General features: G+C 37.7%; 15 protein-coding genes. 4 read left to right on the forward strand and 11 right to left on the reverse strand.

Annotated features, from left to right (window positions below):
* The first annotated feature begins 2 nt into the window (after positions 1-2).
* From DXB92_RS09240 to DXB92_RS09255, 4 genes are all read left to right on the forward strand, one after another.
* Positions 3-338 (forward strand): hypothetical protein, encoded by a 336-nt coding sequence (locus DXB92_RS09240; protein WP_117733653.1) that lies wholly within the window; start codon positions 3-5, stop codon positions 336-338.
* 29 nt (positions 339-367) lie between these two features.
* On the forward strand, positions 368-634 hold the full coding sequence (locus DXB92_RS09245) for a hypothetical protein (protein WP_147330045.1): 267 nt from the start codon (positions 368-370) through the stop codon (positions 632-634).
* 35 nt (positions 635-669) lie between these two features.
* A complete protein-coding gene (locus DXB92_RS13725; protein WP_181977009.1) occupies positions 670-2,544 on the forward strand; it encodes a DUF4316 domain-containing protein in 1,875 nt (624 codons plus the stop codon).
* Positions 2,545-2,762: 218 nt separating this feature from the next.
* Positions 2,763-10,703 carry a toprim domain-containing protein gene (locus tag DXB92_RS09255; RefSeq protein WP_181977010.1) on the forward strand — a complete coding sequence of 2,647 codons (7,941 nt, stop codon included), beginning with the start codon at positions 2,763-2,765 and terminating at the stop codon, positions 10,701-10,703.
* A gap of 40 nt (positions 10,704-10,743) precedes the next feature.
* Here DXB92_RS09255 and DXB92_RS09260 read toward each other — a convergent pair whose 3' ends face one another.
* The 11 genes from DXB92_RS09260 to DXB92_RS09320 form a co-directional block, all read right to left on the reverse strand.
* Entirely contained in the window at positions 10,744-11,730 is a 987-nt protein-coding gene (locus tag DXB92_RS09260; protein WP_117733656.1) for a WYL domain-containing protein, read from the reverse strand.
* Between the two features lie 506 nt (positions 11,731-12,236).
* Positions 12,237-12,755 carry a hypothetical protein gene (locus DXB92_RS09265; RefSeq protein WP_117733657.1) on the reverse strand — a complete coding sequence of 173 codons (519 nt, stop codon included), beginning with the start codon at positions 12,753-12,755 and terminating at the stop codon, positions 12,237-12,239.
* Complete coding sequence (locus DXB92_RS09270; protein WP_341473039.1) at positions 12,736-13,383, reverse strand: ATP-binding cassette domain-containing protein; 648 nt, start codon at positions 13,381-13,383, stop codon at positions 12,736-12,738. Before DXB92_RS09270 ends, DXB92_RS09265 begins: the two co-directional genes overlap by 20 nt.
* A gap of 819 nt (positions 13,384-14,202) precedes the next feature.
* On the reverse strand, positions 14,203-15,045 hold the full coding sequence (locus tag DXB92_RS09280; protein ID WP_117733660.1) for a hypothetical protein: 843 nt from the start codon (positions 15,043-15,045) through the stop codon (positions 14,203-14,205).
* A gap of 24 nt (positions 15,046-15,069) precedes the next feature.
* A complete protein-coding gene (locus DXB92_RS09285) occupies positions 15,070-15,786 on the reverse strand; it encodes a hypothetical protein (RefSeq protein ID WP_117733661.1) in 717 nt (238 codons plus the stop codon).
* Positions 15,787-15,882: 96 nt separating this feature from the next.
* Positions 15,883-16,362 (reverse strand): DUF2712 domain-containing protein, encoded by a 480-nt coding sequence (locus tag DXB92_RS09290; protein ID WP_117733662.1) that lies wholly within the window; start codon positions 16,360-16,362, stop codon positions 15,883-15,885.
* A 65-nt stretch (positions 16,363-16,427) separates the two neighbouring features.
* The gene (locus DXB92_RS09295; RefSeq protein ID WP_181977011.1) at positions 16,428-16,583 is read right to left on the reverse strand and encodes a cyclic lactone autoinducer peptide; all 156 of its coding nucleotides are present in this window, start codon (positions 16,581-16,583) and stop codon (positions 16,428-16,430) included.
* 5 nt (positions 16,584-16,588) lie between these two features.
* Positions 16,589-17,164: an accessory gene regulator B family protein gene (locus DXB92_RS09300; protein ID WP_187118444.1), complete on the reverse strand. Its 576-nt coding sequence runs from the start codon at positions 17,162-17,164 to the stop codon at positions 16,589-16,591.
* Positions 17,165-17,610: 446 nt separating this feature from the next.
* Positions 17,611-18,906, reverse strand: coding sequence for a GHKL domain-containing protein (locus tag DXB92_RS09305; protein WP_117733665.1), 1,296 nt, complete (start codon positions 18,904-18,906; stop codon positions 17,611-17,613).
* Positions 18,903-19,649, reverse strand: a complete 747-nt coding sequence (locus tag DXB92_RS09310; RefSeq protein ID WP_181977012.1) for a LytTR family DNA-binding domain-containing protein — start codon at positions 19,647-19,649, stop codon at positions 18,903-18,905. The genes DXB92_RS09305 and DXB92_RS09310 overlap by 4 nt, the downstream gene beginning before the upstream one ends.
* Before the next feature lie 353 nt (positions 19,650-20,002).
* Positions 20,003-20,371, reverse strand: coding sequence for a hypothetical protein (locus DXB92_RS09320; RefSeq protein ID WP_117733667.1), 369 nt, complete (start codon positions 20,369-20,371; stop codon positions 20,003-20,005).
* Positions 20,372-20,403: the final 32 nt, after the last annotated feature.

Below are 20,403 nucleotides of genomic sequence, written 5' to 3' on the forward strand. Positions count from 1 at the left end.
TCATGAACATAGAAACTCTAAGAAAAGCGGCAGATGTTCTCGGCGTTCTCACTGACAGCCTGCGTTCATTTCCGGAAGAAATACAAGCTGAAATATGCAATGCCATGAAAAGCTATGAAGCAAGTGACGAACTTTCGGCACATAAGCAGTATGAAAAAATCGAAAAGCTGTGGCGAAAAGGAACACTCATTCTCGGTATGCACGAAATTGCGGAAAATACAGGCATGGAGATCAGCAGTTTGATGCAGCTTTCTGAAAATGAAAAACTAAATCTCATGTATGAATATGCGATCGGTACGGATAAGAACGAACTTGCCAGAATGGTTAATGAGCGATGAAGCCGTATACAGAGGAAATGCTCCTCTTTTTGTCTGAACCGGACAGTAAGTACTATGCACGGCTGCTGCTTCCTGAAATTGCTGCGGTTTTGGGCGTAACAGTCACACAATTGGAAAATAAGCCGATTGACATTCAGATCATGCTTGCACAAACCTATATCAACTATTGGCACAGCGATAATTGCAGCATAAAGAAAGCACTGGAAGAGGATTTGTATGTAGATGGCAAAGAACCTGAAACAGAGAATCAGGAAAATATAAAGCAGAAAAATCGTGAAATGGAGCGAACAAGATGAATCATGTAAATATATTTCTTTGAGGGGTGACATAAATGCCGATACAAGAGAACGAAGTTACAAAACAGCCGGAGATTGAAGCAGATGCACACAAGAGTGAAACGCTGCTGCCGATTTTTCATATGGCTTACAGCAGCCATATGGACACGCTGGATCATCTTCAGGAACAGAAAGCTGAAACACAGGATCAGATCAGCAAGAGTGAAAACAGAATTGCGATGCTCGAAGAAAAAGCTGCAAGACTTGAAGCGACGAATGCTATGCTGCAGGACTTAATGGACAACGGTAAACTTCCCGGTGCTGTATCTGCGATCATCAGAGCAAATGAAACAAAAATCAATGCAATTCATGAAAACCGTATTCCGAAGATTGAAAACAGCATCAGAAAAGCAGAGAACAAAATTTCCAAACTGGATGACCGTATCGCTGTTGTCAGGCTGAAAGCCGAAAAACTCAGAAGTTTCAGTAACGTCATTCAGTCGTTCATGATACCAAATCCGCAGAAACGCAGAGAACTGTTCAAGGAATCCATGGAAAATTTGCGGAACAGCAGCAAAGGTCTGCTGCGTATCAGCATGGATACAGAAAAGAGCAATCTTTCCAAACTGTTTGAACAGTATGAAAAAAGCGATTCCATGGCAGAAAAATTCAAGCTTGGTCAAAAAATTGAAGCGGTAAAATCAAGTATCTCTGCTATGGAAGCGAAAATCCATAAGCTTGAAAATGCTCCTAAAATGGAAAATGCAAACGATCATATTGTTGACAAAGCCATTGCACAAACAGAAGCTGAAATTGAAAATACGGACTTTTTGTCAAATGGCGATTTGTCTGATTTTGACAAACCGATTGAAACCGTGATGCTTGATTCTGCTGAATATCTTCGCAATGCTGAAATGTCTATGGAAGATGATATGAACATGATTGATGGAATCATCAACAATGGCAAAAAGGAAGAACGTTCCGATGTGCCGTTATTTCTGGAAGAAATTGATTTTAGCACTTGTGATGATGCCACACTGCAATCCTTCCGAGAATCGGCAAAGGCTAATATGGATTGTGCAAAGGAAATCTCACAGGCACTTTCCCAGAATTATGATTACGAGCGATATACTCTGAATTCTGAACAGGCACTAAGTGACGTGCGTGAGAAATTTTCTGATGACCGTATCGCCTTTGTTCTTGCCTGTGCGTTGAACGGTACCAGTGACGGCAGAATCGCAAAAGAAGTCAAGGACTTTGTAAGAGATACGCTTCAGAATGTGCCGGAACTCTATACGAAAAGAAGTCTGTCCCTCAGTTCCCATGCGGGACTGGTAAATCTGTTTGCGAAAGCTGTCATGAAATCACAGCCGGAAAAACAGATGGAAAAACCTACACCGGAAAAGAAAGAACCACAGAGATCCCGTTCGGGAATACGAAAAATCAATCCCAACTATTACAGGCAAATTCCACCGGAGGACAGAGTGATTACTAACGAACCGGCGAAGGTGGGTGCAATCATAATGACAGAGTTGGAAAAGCAGAAGATTCCTTTTTCGGCGGTGGAAACCGATAAGGGTGTTACCATTACCGTTTCCAAGAAAAATGAGGGTGCTTTCCACGCTGCGGAGGAAAAAGCGAAGGATACACACGTTCGTCTTGTAAATCCAGAAGTGTTCCGGCAGATTCCCAGAGAGGACAGAGCAATTCAGCCAATGTCGGAAAAAGATGCGCAGGAAACCATGCAAAATCTTGAAAAGGATGGCATTCCCTACTCTGCAAGATTGGACGGCGACAAATCTGCCGTAACCGTAAGGAAATCAGAAGCACCGGCTTATTTCAGCCGAAAGAAGATGAAAAAGCTTGCACAGGAAGTGAAGGCAGAAAGTCCGAAACAAGGGGAATCTAAAAGCAAAGGGCAGGAACTCTGATGCGAGTTACGCCGGAACAGATCGAACGTGCCAATCTTGTCAATCTCCCTGATTTCCTGAGAAGTCAGGGATTTTCCTTAAAACAGGTCGGCAGAGAGTACGTTCTGCAAGAACACGACAGCCTGCATATCAAAAATAACAAAGCCGGCGAAGTTGGAAAGTGGTTTCGCTTTTCCGAAAACAAAGGCGGCAGCAACATCCAGTTTGTACAGGAATTTATGGGACTTGATTTTATTTCTGCGGTGGAGTTACTCAGCAATGAAAAAGCAATTCCGTTTCACTCCCACAGTATTTCAAAAGCAGAGCCGCCTAAAAATCGTGAGATCACACTGCACGAGAGCACAGATCTATCCAGAACCATGCACTATCTGCACAATGGTCGTGGATTATCTATCGCATCTCTTGAAAAGTTGACTGCTGAGGGAAGATTATCACAGGAAGGAAAAACAGGCAATGCAGTATTCAAAATTTTCGATGAAAATGGCTTATTAGTTGGTGCGGAAAAGGTCGGTACGTCAAATGTGCGTTTCAAATCCTTTGATAAAGGTGCAGCAGACGGCTATGGCTTTGAAATAGTCAGCGGCAAACCTGCCAATACCTATTTTTTTGAGAGTGCCATCGATGCGGTTTCATTTGCTGATCTATACCCCGAACGCAGGGATTACAGGCTGGTTTCCATGGCAGGCGTAAAACCTTCTGTTGTCACGGAAACGATGCAACGATATGCAATATCACCTGAAAACATCTATCTCTGCACCGATAACGATAAGACAGGAAACGAATTTGCCGAAAAACTGATTGCTCGGTATCCTGCCATGAAAAGAGTAACACCAAATGGAGCAAAAGATTGGAATGACATATTACAAGGGAGAATGAACAAAATGAAGCGATACGGCAATCCTTATTGGCAGGAAGCAACGGATAACAGAGATAAAACCGTTGCTGTCATGCGTGAAGATACATTTCAGCAGATACAGCAGGCACTTGATAAATCAGGGCTGAATTACTGTGCATACAGCGATGGCAGCAACACGATGATTGCAGTAAACAGTTCTGAAATTGACCACTTCAAGAATGTTACAGGTCTTGATGAATCCCTTTGCAGATTACAGAAGTCGGGCAAAGAACATATTCCGCAGGATAAAAATGTTATCGGCAATACAGACTACAAATATATTCCCCAGAAATCCTATATCAGCGAGGACAGAGAAACCATTCTCAAAATGGCGGAATTGGCAAACAAAGCGAACATCTCGTTTTCAGCAAGAATCTATCCCAGCGGCAAAGGGGTAATGACTGTATCTCAGGCTGATATTTCTCAGATAAGTGCTATTCAGGATGCTGTAAAGGTTATGAGAAAACCAATGATTCAGAATAGCCGACAGGCTTCACAAGAAATCATCGGTAACAGACCATACAGAGAAATCCGAAACCGACAGTTTATGATTTCGCCCTTGACACCTGACAAGTATCATAAGATGGAACCGAAGCTTTACGAGCGTGGTGCGGAATTTTCAGGACTAATTCGTGACGGCAAGGTTATGTTTACCACTGAAAAAGAGGACGCACCGCATTTTCAGGCAATTCTTCGTCAGACAATCTGTGAAAATCAAATTCTTGAAAACTTGCAGAATATGGGGCTTGATAATCAGCAGATACAGGCTCTTTCTTCCTCTATTGAAATTGCAGCACGAAACAACATGGCAAATGTCATTGAAAACTATGTTTCTAAGGATTATGACATTACACAGCTTGGTACAATGAACGATCTGCTGATTGGTTATCTCGACCAGAGCAATACCAGCCAATTTCTTGATAATAGCAGGAAACTCGATTTGCTTTTATCTGCCAAACAGGAGTTTGACTTGCAAATTGCACAGCGTGAGGAACTGGTATCGGTTGAAGAAATTGACCTTCCGGAATCGCCTGCAATTGCAACAACAGAAGATTATCTTGCTGACAAAGCACAGTCTACAGAACTGTCTGATTTGGATATTGCAAAACAACACATTGCCGACTACTATGACCGAGAATTCGGTGAATTAGCTGAGTTTTCTGATCTTTCAAATATCTCGCTTGCTTATACAACAGACGAAGAACATAATCTCCCCATACAGGTGTATGCAGATCTGGAACAGTACAGGCTCATATTTGAGTATGATGGCAATGTCGTTCGTGATGAGCAGTATAACTCCCTTGCGGAAATGAATGAAAATGCTCTGTCAGTACTTGATTTTAATGATTTGGTATCGCTTTCTGATGATGAAATCGCATCAGTTATTCCAACAAAGGCTTCTGATTTGCCGTTCAAAGTTGGCGATGATATTGAATTTCAGGGAAAAGAGTGGCATATTGACAGCATCAATGAGGACAGAGGAAGAATCATGCTCTCACGAGATACCGGCAATGTCATCATGCCACAAGAGGGACTGGAAACGTTCTTGTCTGAGGTTGTTGAATCTGCCAATCATCATGCAGGTATTGAGAATTTGGAACAGATGGATACAACTATTAAAGAAAAATCGGCTGAAACTGAAATTTCTGATGATGCACCGCTGTTCTCTGAGAATGCCATTGCCGATGCAGGGCTTGGATTTATAGCGGATGACAAGGAGTTCAAACCTTTTGGAAACGGAAAAAAGGAATATGAGCAACTGACTCTGTTCGGAGAATCAGAACCTGTAAACTCGTCCGCATCCGCACAAGCCATTACACCTGTACAGTATGGCGAACCTGTTGCAGATGTCAACCGTTTTGAAGAACTGCACAAGGAAATCATGCGTGGAAGCGGATTTGAGGGCGGTAAATTTCGCATTGCAGAATTTTTTCAGGAAAATAACCCAAGCAATCAGGAATTTGCTGACTTTCTAAAAAACGAGTATGGCACAGGCGGTCATACTGCTGACGGCAATATCTTCTCCGTTGACCATGACTCAAAAGGCATACATTTTACACTCCGAAGTGTTGATAATGGAATCAGCAAGGAAACATTTGATTTCAGTTGGACGGAAGTTGCAAAACTCACTGCTGACCTTATTCAACATGATAAATATATCACGCAGAAAGATATTGACCGCAGGAATCGACGTGGATCTAAAACAGAAAAATCGGATATTAAGCCGGAAAATATAGCTGCTCCCGATGAAAAATTGGAACAGCAAATTAAAGCAGATGAAAAGACGCAGAATTTCACCATAACCGATGATAACCTCGGTGAAGGCGGTGCAAAAACCAAATTCAAGAACAATCTGCTTGCCATTCAGACATTAAAGCAAATTGAAAGTGAGGACAGAACGGCTACTCCTGAAGAACAGGAAATTCTGTCAAAATACGTTGGTTGGGGCGGTCTTGCACAGGCTTTTGATTCTGAGAATGAGCAATGGAGCAAAGAGTTTGCCCAACTATCTGACGCACTTACACCGAAAGAATATGAAGATGCAAGAAAGTCTGTTCTTGACAGCTTTTTCACATCTCCTGCAATTATTGATGGAATCTACGAAGCATTGGATAAGTTCGGCTTCAATGGCGGCAATCTCCTTGAACCGTCCTGCGGTGTCGGCAATTTTCTTGGTAAAATGCCATCAGAAATGGCTGAACATACAAATATCTATGGCGTTGAAATTGACTCCATCAGCGGACGAATTGCAAAACAGCTTTATCCCGATGCTGACATTCAGATAACCGGTTTTGAAAACACCCATTTTCAAAATGGTTCTTTTGATGCTGCGGTCGGTAATGTACCATTTGGAGATCTGAATTTTCCGGATAAACAGTATGGCACAACCAAACTGCACGATTTCTTCTTCGCTCAGACTCTGGATAAGGTGAAAAAAGGCGGTATTGTTGCTTTTGTCACATCGAAAGGAACACTCGACAAGAAAGATGAAAGTTTCCGTATGCAGCTGGCACAGAAAGCCGATTTAATCGGTGCTGTCCGACTTCCAAACAGTGCTTTTAAGGCGAATGCGGGTACAGAAGTTACTTCGGATATTATTTTCTTGCAAAAACGCTCTGCACCTCCGGAAGGACTGCCTGATTGGGTACATCTTGGCAAAACTGAGGATGGACTCAGAGTAAACAGCTACTTTGCGGAAAATCCTGAAATGGTACTTGGTACGATCGTAGAGGGCAACAAGCTTTACGGTAGAAATGATGACACGATGTGTATTCCCATAGAGGGTGCAGATCTCCGTCAGCAGATTCATGAAGCGGTACAGAAACTGGATACGCAGATTTCAGCTGTAAAAACGAATGAAGTATTCAAATTCAGTGATAAACAGGTCACAATGACTGCTACTGAACTTCGCCCGTTCAGCTTTTTCAAAGATGATAAGGGTGATATTTATCTCAAAGGCGGCGAAAGCAAGCTTGGAAATTTTGATGTTTCCAAAGTAATGGATACAAAATCGAAAGACTACGACCGTATGACTGCATTTATTGATTTGCGAGATACGGTTCGTGAACTTCTCAAAGTACAGGCAGATGACCGTCCTGAAAATGAGATTAAAGCGGTTCAGCAAAAACTCTCTGTTCAGTATGATGATTTTTACAAGAAGTATGGGCTTTTGCACAGTCGTAAAAATCGTCAGGTTTTGCGTGATGATTGTTCCTATAACCTGTTGCTCACCCTGGAAAAGGAATTTGACAAGGACAAGCTGATCGCAAAATCCGATATTTTTACCAAGAGAACGGTAAGACCATCAAAACCGATTGAACACGTAGATACAGCACTGGAAGCACTTGCAATCTCTATGGCGGAAACGGCAAAGGTTGATCTTGAATACATGAGCAAGCTGACAGATATGTCACAGGAACTGCTGATTGCGGAGTTAAAGGGTGAGATTTTTCTTGTGCCGAACACCGAGGAGTATCAGTCGGCAAGTGAATACCTGTCTGGCGATATTTGTCAGAAGCTGGATATTGCAGCAGCTTATGCTGAAAGTGACAGCCGTTTTGCTGAAAATGTCACGGTTCTTGAAAAGGCGATGCCGGAGCCGTTAAAGGCAGGCGATATTGATGTGAAGATCGGTGCGACATGGATTCCGAAAGAACTGTATCAGCAGTTCATGTATGAGCTTTTTCAGACACCGAGAGAAAACCGTGAGGACGTAAAGAAAGCGTTCTGGGTGAAACCGAAAAATATAACAGTGGATTATTCCGAACACACCAACACCTGGCATATTGAGAACAAGAGGGCGGACAGTTCCGTTTTGAGCCGCAGAGATTTTGGAACAAAGAATATGAGTGCTTATGAGATTATGGAGCAGCTTCTGAATCTGAAAGAGCCAAAGGTGTATAAGTCGGAAACCTATCTGGATCTGAATGGCAATGAAAAAGAACGCAGAGTGGTCGATATCAAGGCAACGAAGATCGTTCAGCAGAAAGCTGCAAAGATCAAACAGGCTTTCAAGGATTGGATATTCAGAGATCCGGAACGTGCTATTCCCCTTGTAGAACAGTACAACCGACAATTTAATTCTATTCGTCCTCGTGAATATGACGGCTCAGCTTTAAGATTTCCGGGTATGAACTCTGCAATCACGCTGAAAGAACATCAGAAAAATGCTATTGCACACGCTTTATTTGGCGGCAACACGCTGTTCGCACACTGTGTTGGTGCAGGCAAGACGTTTGAGATGATCGCAACAGCAATGGAATCCAAACGTCTGGGCTTATGCACAAAGCCGTTATTTGCCGTTCCGAACCACCTGACAGAACAGATTGGTGAAGATTTTCAGAAGCTCTATCCGGGATCAAATATTCTGGTAGCAACCAAAAGCGACTTCAAAAAGGAAAACCGACAGCAGCTGTTTTCCAAAATTGCCACCGGTGATTTTGATGCTGTGATTATCGGACACTCACAGCTTGGCATGATTCCACTTTCCAAGGAAAGACAGGTATCTATTTTACGGGACCAGATTGATGATATTATGGCAGGCATTGAAGAACTGAAAAAGGCAGAAGGTTCTCGTTTTCAGGTCAAGCAGATGGAGCGTACCAAGAAATCGCTGGAAGCAAGACTGGATAAGCTGGAGAAAACACATGATGATATTCTCACTTTTGAAGAAATGGGCATAGACAAGCTGATCATCGATGAAGCACACGAGTTTAAAAATGTTCCTACCCAGACGAAACTGACCAACGTGGCCGGTATTTCGTCCTCTGCTTCACAAAAGGCACTGGATCTTTTTATGAAGTGCCGCTATCTTGATGAAAAGACCGGCAGCAGAGGTGTGATTATGGCTACAGGCACACCACTCAGTAACTCTGTAACCGAATTACATACCATGATGCGTTTTTTGGAATATGACTTTTTGAAAGATCATGGACTGAGCAATTTCGACAACTGGGTAACGGTATTCGGGGAACAGAAAACGGAATGGGAGCTTGCTCCTGCCGGCAACAAGTTTAAGGAACGCACCCGTATCGCCAACTATACAGGCTTGCCGGAACTGATGAGTATGTTCAAACAGGTTGCCGATGTGCGTACAGCAGACACGCTCGACCTTGCTACGCCCGAAATGAAGTATCACATTGAGAATATCGAAGCAACAGGGTTTCAGAAAACACTTGTACAGGAGTTATCTGATCGTGCTGATGATGTACAAAGCGGAAATGTTGACCCTTCTGTGGACAATATGCTCCGTATTACTTCCGACGGCAGAAAGCTGGGACTTGACCCAAGACTGATCGACCCGTCATTTGAGGATAGCCCTGATACAAAGCTGAATCAGTGTGTCAGAAACGTTACGCAGATCTATCACGATACAGCAGAGGAAAAGCTGACCCAGATCATCTTCTGCGATTTGGGTGTTCCAAAGAAAAACTCACAGTCAACGGATAAGGGAGAAAATGCTGATGAAAAGTCAGCTTCTGAAAGAGAATCTTTAGAGGAAGAATGTGATTTCTGCGTCTATGATGATATTCGGGATAAGCTGATCGTAAACGGCATAAAACCGGATGAGATCGCCTATGTACATGATGCAAAAACCGAACAGCAGAAAGCTGATCTCTTCGACCGTGTGAATAAAGGTGAAGTGAGAGTTCTGCTGGGCAGTACAGGCAAAATGGGTACGGGTACAAACTGTCAGAAAAAGCTGATTGCATTGCATAATCTGGATATTCCTTGGCGACCGAGTGACCTGCAACAGCGAATCGGACGTATCGAACGTCAAGGCAACCAGAACAGCGTGGCTCATGTCTTTAACTATGTGACAAAAGGCAGTTTTGATGCGTATCTCTATCAGACACTGGAAGCAAAGCAGCGTTTCATCGGACAGATCATGACTTCCAAAACGCCTGCAAGAACTTGTGAGGACGTAGATCAGCAGGCACTCAATTATTCTGAGATCAAGGCACTCTGTACAGGAGATGAACGTATCAAGGAAAAGATGATGCTGGATAACGAGGTAAAGGAACTGAATCTTCTGAAAGCGGAACATACCAATACGGTATTTGATATGCAGCAGACAGTAGCTGTCACTCCTGCAAAAATTGAAAATGCTGAAATAAGACTTGAAAATCTCAAAGCTGACCGTGAAACACTTCGTCAGCTTCCGATAGATGAAGAAACAAAACTACCCGTATTCAAAATTACCATTGATGGCACGGAATATACGGACCGTAAAGAAGCAGCACAGGCTCTTGAAGATGCGGTACTGGATTTTGTCAAAAAGAGTTCCGACAGTGAAAAAGAAATCGGTGAATTTCAGGGATTCAAGCTATCCGTCAAGGCGGTGATGTTTGGCAATGAACCTGACATTTCCATTACCATGAAAGGCAACGCTGAGCATAAATGTGCTTTAACAAGCAGCTTTTCTGCCAATCTCAAGCGTATGGAATCTACACTCTACAAAATTGACCAGACGATCAGTGATGCACAGAACAACATAAATAAGCTGAAAATGAATTTGGAAAATGCCCGGCGTATTGTCAATACACCATTTCCACAACAAGCAGAACTGGAACAGAAAACAGAACGTCTTGCTTCTCTTACTGATGAACTCAATCAGGCGGCAATTGAAGCCAAAAAGAATGCTCCTGAAAAACAGCGAACCTGCTATTTTGAAAGAGCAAAACTCAAAAAAGAAGCTTTCAAGGACAGACAGAAAACGACTAAGCCGAAAGAGAGAAGTCAGGACAAAAACGAAATAGAATGATAAAACAGGCACTTCAATTTTTACGAAGTGCCTGCTTTCGTTAATTCATATATTGCTGTACACAGCTTTCATAAAGAACTTTTGTATATCGTTCTTTCAGTCTGATCGGACTTATGATCTCCACCTTTCCTCTGAATGAAAATATCCAGGAAAAGAACGGCTGCGGATATTCTGCTCTTACAGGAACATGAATGATAAAGTGATTGTCCGATTTCTTGTCCCTGAGCATGAGAACTGACTTCCCGAACCGGTCGATCACGATGTTACAGTATTTGTTCTCCAATGGCAAGCGTAGTGTGACGTACTCACTCTTTCCGCTAAACATAGAAAAAGATGATTTGATGTACTGTTCCAGATTCAATATTTCACAGGGAGTATTTCTGTATAAATCGATAAGTTTGATGTTTCTCATTCTGTCAATACGAAAGTTCGTATAGGTATCACCATGTTTTTCATAGTTGGATACAACATAGTACTGTTCATTACACATCACCAATGCAAACGGCGAACAGGTTCGTTTTACTCCATCTCTGAGAACTAATTGCTTATTTATATCATAGTCATAATAGTCAAAGCTGATTTGCTGATTATTATGTAAGGCAGAATTTATCATATCAATATTGTCAAAAATCTGCTCGTTATCAGACTTCACACGATTGGTCAGCATGATTTCACGTCTGAGTAGTGGAGCTTCATAAATACTGCAAAGACTTTCAATCAGTTTAAGCAATTTTTCGGAATCATCGACTGTCAAAAATCGAAAAGATGCAATTGCATCGGCAAGTGTTTTTAAGATGTTGAGTGAGAAAGGACGCGATCTCAAATGATAACCTTTGTTGTGGACGTATTCAATATTCATATCGTTCAAAATCAAAGCTTCAATATCGTCTTTTATGGTTACCTTATGTGCCTGATAACCACAGGAGTTTAGGTAATTTTGGATTCTTTCCATTGAAATATAGTGATTTATATCTGTATATTTGATAAACAATTCTCTTAAGCATAGTAATCTACATTTAGCATTCATTTTGTCACCTCTTGTTTATAAAATTGTATTGTTTATGTTCTTTATAAAACGCATAAAAATATCTCGAAAATATCCTAGTTTAAAAGTTAGATTGCGAATTTGTTTTCTGCCTTGACAGATTGCAGCATATAAGTAAAAGCAATCAAAAGCGACATCATTATAATAAAATGGTGTTACTTGTGATTGCTTTTCAAAACAAATTTTACTTATATTATTCTATATTTGTATTGACTATTAGATTTCCTGCAAAATAAAAGGAATGTGATAAAATTAGAATATGATGAAATATTAAAGTGTAAAAGAATACGAAAATGAACTAATTTATAGAATTACTGAATTACGCACCACATCATTTAAAAAAGGCTTATGCAGAATATATCTTTAGACTTAAAAAATCACTGAAATTCATAAAAATAATACAGAAAAAAAATAAATTTCCTTTTCGATTTTCTTTTCTTGCTAATTTGTAACTTTTGATATATCAACTTAATTTCACAAAAGATCTGTTATCTTAGGCGTATCCGTATATTTTCAGGATACAATGATACAACGTACATAATTTCGCTGTTATATTCTTCATATGGGAATGCTAACGTAATCGTCCTTTTTTCTCCAGATTTTAGTACCAATATTCCATCAGAGTCCTGATTGAAATATTGGTATAAATAAGGATTAACACTTCCTCCACTATTATAACCATACATAATACCAGAAGAAACAGCATTATACTGCTTTATATCATGAGATGTGTTTTCAAGACTTATATTGAAAAGTATATCATAATTGTCAACTACATCTTCCAATTCATTATCGTACAGTTTATTTAGTTCTTCACCATCGTAAATTTTGTAATTCGAAATGCACATCCTGATACCATTGCACTCAAACGTTTTATTTGATTCTTCAATCTTAGAAACGGTAGTGTTCAAACTACTATTAACGGCAACTATTCTTGCCGAAATGCTGATACCCATTGTCAATAGCAATGTGCCTATAATTAAACGTTTATATAGTTTTTTCATCATCAATTATCCTTCCGTTTTCAATGTGAAAGATATGGTCTGAGAGTTGTTCAAGTTCTTCTCTATCATGACAAGCGACTATTATAATCGCTCCCCCTTTTTTTATCTCATGCAAAATATTACGAACACGTTCAACTCCATTTTCGTCAATTGCATTAATAGGCTCATCAAGTATAATTATATCAGGAGGCCCCATGATTGCTGCAGCTATGCCCAGCTTTTGTTTCATTCCTAATGAATACTTTTTATAGACTCTTTTATCATGAATATCGAGTCCAACTGAAATAATTGCTTTTTTAATTTCTTCGTCAGTTACATTTCCCTGTATTTCAGCAAGCATCTTCAAATTGTCAAAGCCAGTAAAATTATTCAAAAATGATGGATTCTCTATTAAAACACCTATACTCTCAGGAAATTGAATATCTTTATGAAGAATTTTGCCATTTATATCAATACTTCCTGAGTTGATCTTAATCAAACCACAAATAGCCCTCATTAACATTGTCTTTCCACAGCCGTTTTTTCCTTGAAATCCATAGATTCTTCCACTTTCCATTTTTAAAGATATATTATTTAGAATTTGTACCCCCTTAATCTTTTTTGTCACGCCGACTAGTTCTATGTACATCATTCATTCCTCCTGTTTTGTAAAATGTCACAGTTTTTGAAATATACTATGCTAAACGTAAACGATATTACTATGACTACTAATAAAATAAAATACGACATTTTTATAGATATCCCGTCTATGTTATAGATCTCATTTCTTATCAATAATGAACAGTTTCCAATAAGATATATATTCTCATAAAATATTGATACACCACACATGACCAAAGTGAAAGCAAAACTAATAACAGAATTAAATAACACAGCGATAGTAAATTGAAGAAATGAAATTGTGATAGAAGTAGTTACTGGCAATAAGTATATACATATTAGATTTGTGATACTAATATTCTTAATTGGAGCAAGTAAAATAAGAGAATTTGTTTCGACCAAATTAAGATTAATGTTGTAATTTAAAATTTTGGAATAAGTTATAATGGTAAGAAAAATTATCAGGTAGTACACGATACAAACGGTAAATATCCACAAAAATTTAGACAAAATCCATTTTGTTCTGGATCTACCCTTTATCAATACATTTGCACCATGGTTTGTATAAATTTCAGATAATGGGTATTTTCCAGTTATAAATGCAAGTCCCAGTTGTATGATCAACCACAAAAAAGGAAACCTAAAACTCTCAGGATTCATTGGATCAAAAGGTTGTTCACCTTTGAATAAGTAAATGATAACATCACTAAGCATAATTCCTCTATCAATTTGTCCTATGTTTTCGGCTGTTCTTATATCAGACGTAAAGCTAAAACACGCAACTAGAGTGACAAAAAACGGCAAAAGGAATTGTTTCCATTCGTATATGATTCCGTTTTTCAAATCGTACTTATAATACATCTTTTTTTGCTTCCTTAAATATAAATTGTGCCCCACACAAGAGAAGAATAACCAAACAGTGAAGTATTATAACATGTATTTTTATTCCCTCAAATGGCTGATATGGAATAAGGTATACAGCAGGGCTATGAGTATACATTTTGAGCGATGACATTATAAAAGCAAAAATGTAGAATACAATCGTACTGCTTACCGTCGCTACAAAGATTCGATTTGTAATGGTACTTATAGCGAGAGAAATCAGAGAAGTAAGGCCAAAGAAAATGCTGTCTATTATGATATATAGGAGAATATAACACATAGGATGTTCAATAAATAATGTTTTGAACATGCTATTACCTATCGCTACAGGAAACTGTGAGGTTATAGGTTCAGGGTTTAACATTGGATAAAACATCATGGAGATGATCAAAGATATTATTAAAATTGAGATAATTGTGATAAACCCACTAAAGAAAACAGAAATGAACTTAGAAATATAATAAACTTTACGATCTATTCTTGTAAGCATCACTTTTAAATATCCACTTTTTTTCTCCGAGCAATAACTAGAGGCATATGGTATAGAAGCTAATAAAGGAAACAGCATATACAATGTTTGTGGTTGTTTGTGCCAATAATCAAGACCGATAAAATGATTATAGAGTGAATCTGGATAATATAATCCCATTTTTATTGTGCCATATTTCTCTATCAGTTCCTGGGTTTCTTTTGTTTCTGCCAGTTGATCCACAAGAAGCCAAAGTGTAAAAAACACGCCAATGCCAATTGTTATATATAGAGATTTGCTTTTGAATATTCTTCTAATTTCTTGTCTCATTAATTTTATCATAGTATTCCATCCTTGTTGTGTGCGTTATTCGGAGAAATCAAATGAATTAATCTTAATACTTTTAGAACCATCAATACTAAAAGTGGCAAATTGAGCGTGGAGATATACTTCATCAATGTTCTCAAATTCTTCTTTTGGTAATATGTATCCAATGCTAATTTCATTCATTTCGTCAGCTTTAATTGCAACAGTCGACTGCTTATGTGGATCTTCAAAATCAATACAATTATCAATAAATTTGGGCTCACAAGAACCATATTGTCCATTATAAATGTATTCAAGATTAAAAGATGTTAAATACAGATCATCCCATGATTTTTGAGAAGTAATTCCAATATTTAACTCGGCAAAAACATAATCCGAATTCAATGAACCATCATTATCAAAATATTTTTCATAATGAGGTATCGTAGTGTAGTATTGCGATATATTTTGGAAGTTCCTAATCTCATTTTCTTCGAATTTTGCAGATAATAATTTTACTGTGGCACTATCTGTAATTTCCTTGCTTTCGTTGATAACAATAGGTAATGTTATTGTATCTTCATTTTCTTCAGCTTTTCCAGCAACTTCAGAAAACAGGTCTAGATTTTCGGAATTAATAAGAGATTCATCTCCATTTATATTATATTCTGCAACAGATTCACTACTATCAGTGGAATCAGTTTGGAATGAACATCCTGTTAATCCAATTGATAACATCGAGAAACATACCATAAAAAGTGTTATTTCGAATTTCATTATAAACTCAACTCCTTTTTCAAAATAGTATTGCGGCAGTAAAATTCAAATGACTATTACTGCCGCAAAGTTTTAATATTTCTGATTAGATATTGTTTAGATACTGTCTGGACTCCAATAGCCCTTCACGATGGAAAAGTCAGGTTTAGCCTGAGGATTCGAATACGTTCTTAATGTAAGATACGCATAGATATGGTCATGCACATGTCCAGAGCTATCTTTCTTCATATGCTCCCAAACATAATTAGGAAGGTATGTGTAGTAAGAAGAGGCTCCAACAACCTTAGGGGTTCCAGCTGTTTTGTTTACACCGCCAGATGTGCTTTGTGAATAATTGCCATAGACTTTTACCGTTGCCTTGCAGCCTGAAGGATTAGTTGAGACAATTTTAATACTTGCAGAAGTTGAATCTTCTTTTTCACGTACTTTTGTACTACGCTCGCTGTATCCACTTACAGAAAAGTAAGTTAACTCATCATCCTTATAGGAAGCACTTGCACTGATTCCACTCATAGCAGTTGTAGCAAGTGCTGTGGCAGCCATGATAGCTGCTACAATTTTTCTGGCGTTTGCCATAATGATATTCCTCCTTATCATTGCACATATTCTTTAGCTTTAGCAATTTGATTTTTAAATGTGCATTACTTCTTCTCTTCGCTGTTCAGCATTGCTTTCAGATTTTCTGGTTCCTTTGGTTGGTGAAAATCAAAAAAAGAAGCAGCTCCAGAAGCACAGCGTGCAGCACTTTTAGCAAGCTTAGCTACCGATTTCAAGATGATTTTATTACTATTGCTCATATTACTCACCCCCTTCGTAAAATTTCGACAATTTGCATAATTGCAATTAAAACCAATGTAAGTGCAATTACACAGGCACATTCTACTTTCAAATAATACACAGGCAGGCTGATTATTGCAAATGATATCGACAAAACCGATACAATCAGCTTACATCTTTTTTCCTGCTTCGTATCCAGAGGCTTGTTTTCACTATCGATTGGAGATAATTGAATCAAAGTGGATATTGAAAAAATCAAAAGTAAGATGTGCATAATCAACGAATATGATTTTAGAAAGGCAAGAGATTTTGTAATCGCCAAAATCACTATTGTTGATATCACTAAGACTACCTTACATCCCATATATGTATTAGCATGATACCCGCCTGCAAATCGTCGAATTGTAAAGAATATAGCATAGTATAGAACCGTCATCCAAAACATATCAAAAACCAATCCACACAATAATATGAGAACTATGCCGATAAATGTTGATATAACGAGTTCAATTCCATATCTATACATTTCAGCAGTTTCCGATTTTATTACGTTTTTTTGTGTTAGATGATTTGTGATCTGTTTTGATATTTTTTCTATCATACTATCATGCCTTTCTGGAATGTATTTTATCATATATCACAAAACAATTCAATAGTTTTTGCACCAAGTTACATTTTTTTGCACCAAGTTACATTTTTTGCACAATACCCCAGTTAAATCGGGAGGGGGTCAAAAAGCTTAAAGCTATGGGTAGAAAAAATAACCTCCAGAGTTATAATAAGGTTAAGGTCTGCCAACCTAACAATAAAAAACAAAGGAGGTATCATCATGAAAAGAGACGATATAAGTAGTTTAGCACATTCGAAAAATACTGAAGGGAAAAAGAAAAGCAGTAAGAAATAAAAAAGAATACCCCTTAAGGGGGTAGCTGAGAATGAAATGCAGTTGGCAAACCTTTCTCAGCCCACTTAAGGGGCGTGTCCGTAATATGCCCTTATAGTTTTTTCTCAAACCACCCGTTTAACGTGTGGCTTTAATCACAGCTTTCAGTCATCTTGCAAAATTACAGCAACAATAAACATATTGTTTTCCTCGTAAACATCAACTCTACCACCATGATTTTCAGCAATACGATGCACAGATTTTAACCCCCAACCGTGCTGCTCTCGATTTAGTTTTTTCGTATGTAAGTCATGATTATATTTTAAGACGGAATGAGTGATAGTATTCTTTACTGTTATACGATAGTATCCGTGTGATTGTTGTATAATTATAATAATTCTACTATTTATAGAAAAAGGACTGTTTTCAATGGCATTATCGATTAAATTAGTTAATATGGAACACACATCCATCTGCAATTTATCTGGTATAGTTGTAATCAATCGACATGTAATGTCTATTCCTGTTTCTTTTGCTTCTTGAATTTTTTCATTTATCAGAGAATCCAAAATTGTTTGATCTGAATGAATTGTCCGCAATAAGGAGTCATTTTGCTGTTCTAGTAAGCCTTTCATATAATTCCTTGCGTTATCTAATTCATCACTATCAAGCAACTTATCAATATTATGAAGATGCTTTTTAAAGTCGTGTCTAAGCATAGATATTTCTTCATATTTTTCATTAATAAGCTTTGTTTCCTTTTCTTGCTTTTCCAATCTCAATCTAATTTGTAAGTTCTCTTCTCGAATAGAAATGGAACGGTTGACCCATATAATAAATAGAAGAATAATCAAATCAAGTGCTGTTAGACACAGTGCAATAAAAAAATAAAAAAAAGGTTGTGTGCTATGCGTTATCAATAGCAAACGAACCAATGATGCGATCAGAATGGATATAATGAATGAAGCTATAATAACAATCCATTCTTTCGCTTTTAGTACAATCTTTTCTTTTCTTCGAAAAAGCAATATTGCTTGTAAAACACCAAAATAAATAATTTTAGAAAAGAAGGTATCTAATATTAAAACATCTGTTTTTCCATTACTGTTCAATATAGCATCAGGATATTGATTTGTAATGGCACTTGAAATCGCAAGAATGGGTAGGTTAATTGATGCAATAAGAATAAAGGTTAATGCACAAGTTGCAATTTTCTCCAATACATTTCCCTTTAAAAATATAAATGAAAACAAAAAAGTCAGTAAAAAGAAACCCCAAAAAGCAACAAATTCAGATGGAATATATCTTCCAGAAGCATAATCATAAATAGCTATGATTATAAAAAATAAACTTGATTTTACAATTGCATAATCATGATACCTGAATCCGAAATATTTACATAAAAAGTATGTGATAATCACACATTCCGAAATAACACCAAATATATTTATCATCATCATAATCTGTCTTCTTTCCTAAATAACAAATCGACTTTTTTCCGTATATCAGAACTTTTCTTGTGACTAATTGGTAAGGCTTTATATATTCCAGCACTTTCTGAAATTGTCATTTTATCGTATTGGATCTTGACAACATATCTAAAATTCACTAAATATGATTTATGTATTCTTAAAAAACCGTATGGTTCGAATTGCGATTCAAACTGATTCATCGTGTATTTACCCGAAATGAGGTTTATATTATCAGCAGAGCCATATTCTTTTAGAGAAATATAATGTCCAACGGATACAAGGTATACAATCTTGCTCAGTTCAATATTCTTTACCATACCATTATCTGTATTTAAGATTATGTTATGTTTCATATTTACTTTTTCCGACAGAAATGATTTTATGGGTTCTTGAATCTCTTCTGCTAAGTAACCTTTGCGTACAAAACGAAATACATGATATCGATAGCCTACACGAGCATAGTGTTCATGTTCTGTTACAATAATTACTGTAGTATCGATATTTTGAGCAGACAGTTTTTTTGCGATAGAAATGCCATCGTATTTAGGCATATCCATATCTAAAAACACAAGATCATACGGCGTTTTCAGCAGGCACTCTAAAAAAATTTCTGAATCATTATATAGATCCAATTTATAGGGATATTGATGATTGTCAATTTGCAAAGAAATAATGTCCTTTAATTCCTGTAAAAATATGCTATCATCATCCACGGCTGCAATACGAATCATGGGCATCGCCCTCCATTCTAAATGTATTTTATTGGTGGCAGTATATTTGTCAATTAATATTATAACATATTCAATTATTTTTTTCAACAGCAAAATACAAACAAGCAATATAATAAATAATTGTCGTGCTTTTTATGAAAGTATTCCAAATCAGAGGGCTTAGTAATTGTTGGTTTATTCAGTGCTTTAAAGAAATTACGGGTTCAAGTTCATTGCAATATATCCTAAAAAGGAATATCGAAAATTGAAACTTTCAGAAGATATTAGAGAATAAAAACAAAACTCGTTTGGTTCAAATTAAACCAAACGGAGTTTTGTTGATTTTTGCAGAAAAGCAATAACCCAAAGCATGGCTACACAAGCAAGCACCTCTGAACCGAAATCTCCTCAGCCTGCAACTCAAAGAGATTTTCAAGCTGCCAAACCTTAGCCGTGTCAGCATTTTTTATCGCAAGTGCATATTCAGAATCTGTATCACGCATTTTATTCCAGATTTTCCATTTTTCTTTTTCGCATTCAGTGATACGCTCATCAATATGGACATAGATTCTGCCCTTATCTGTTTCTGCCTGCAAACGTTCAGGACAATGTTCCTCTGCCCACTTGATATAGATACACGCAAGTTTGTTGTTACTGTAATCGTGATAATCATTGCCACACTGCGTAATCATCATTCTGTCGGTGTCAAGTGCCATTCTCTGATAATCATGTTTATAAATCATAATCTTAACCTCTTTTCTTTTTTATCAAAAAT

Source organism: Ruminococcus sp. OM06-36AC (genome assembly GCF_003438725.1).
Lineage (GTDB): Bacteria > Bacillota > Clostridia > Oscillospirales > Ruminococcaceae > Ruminococcus_C > Ruminococcus_C callidus.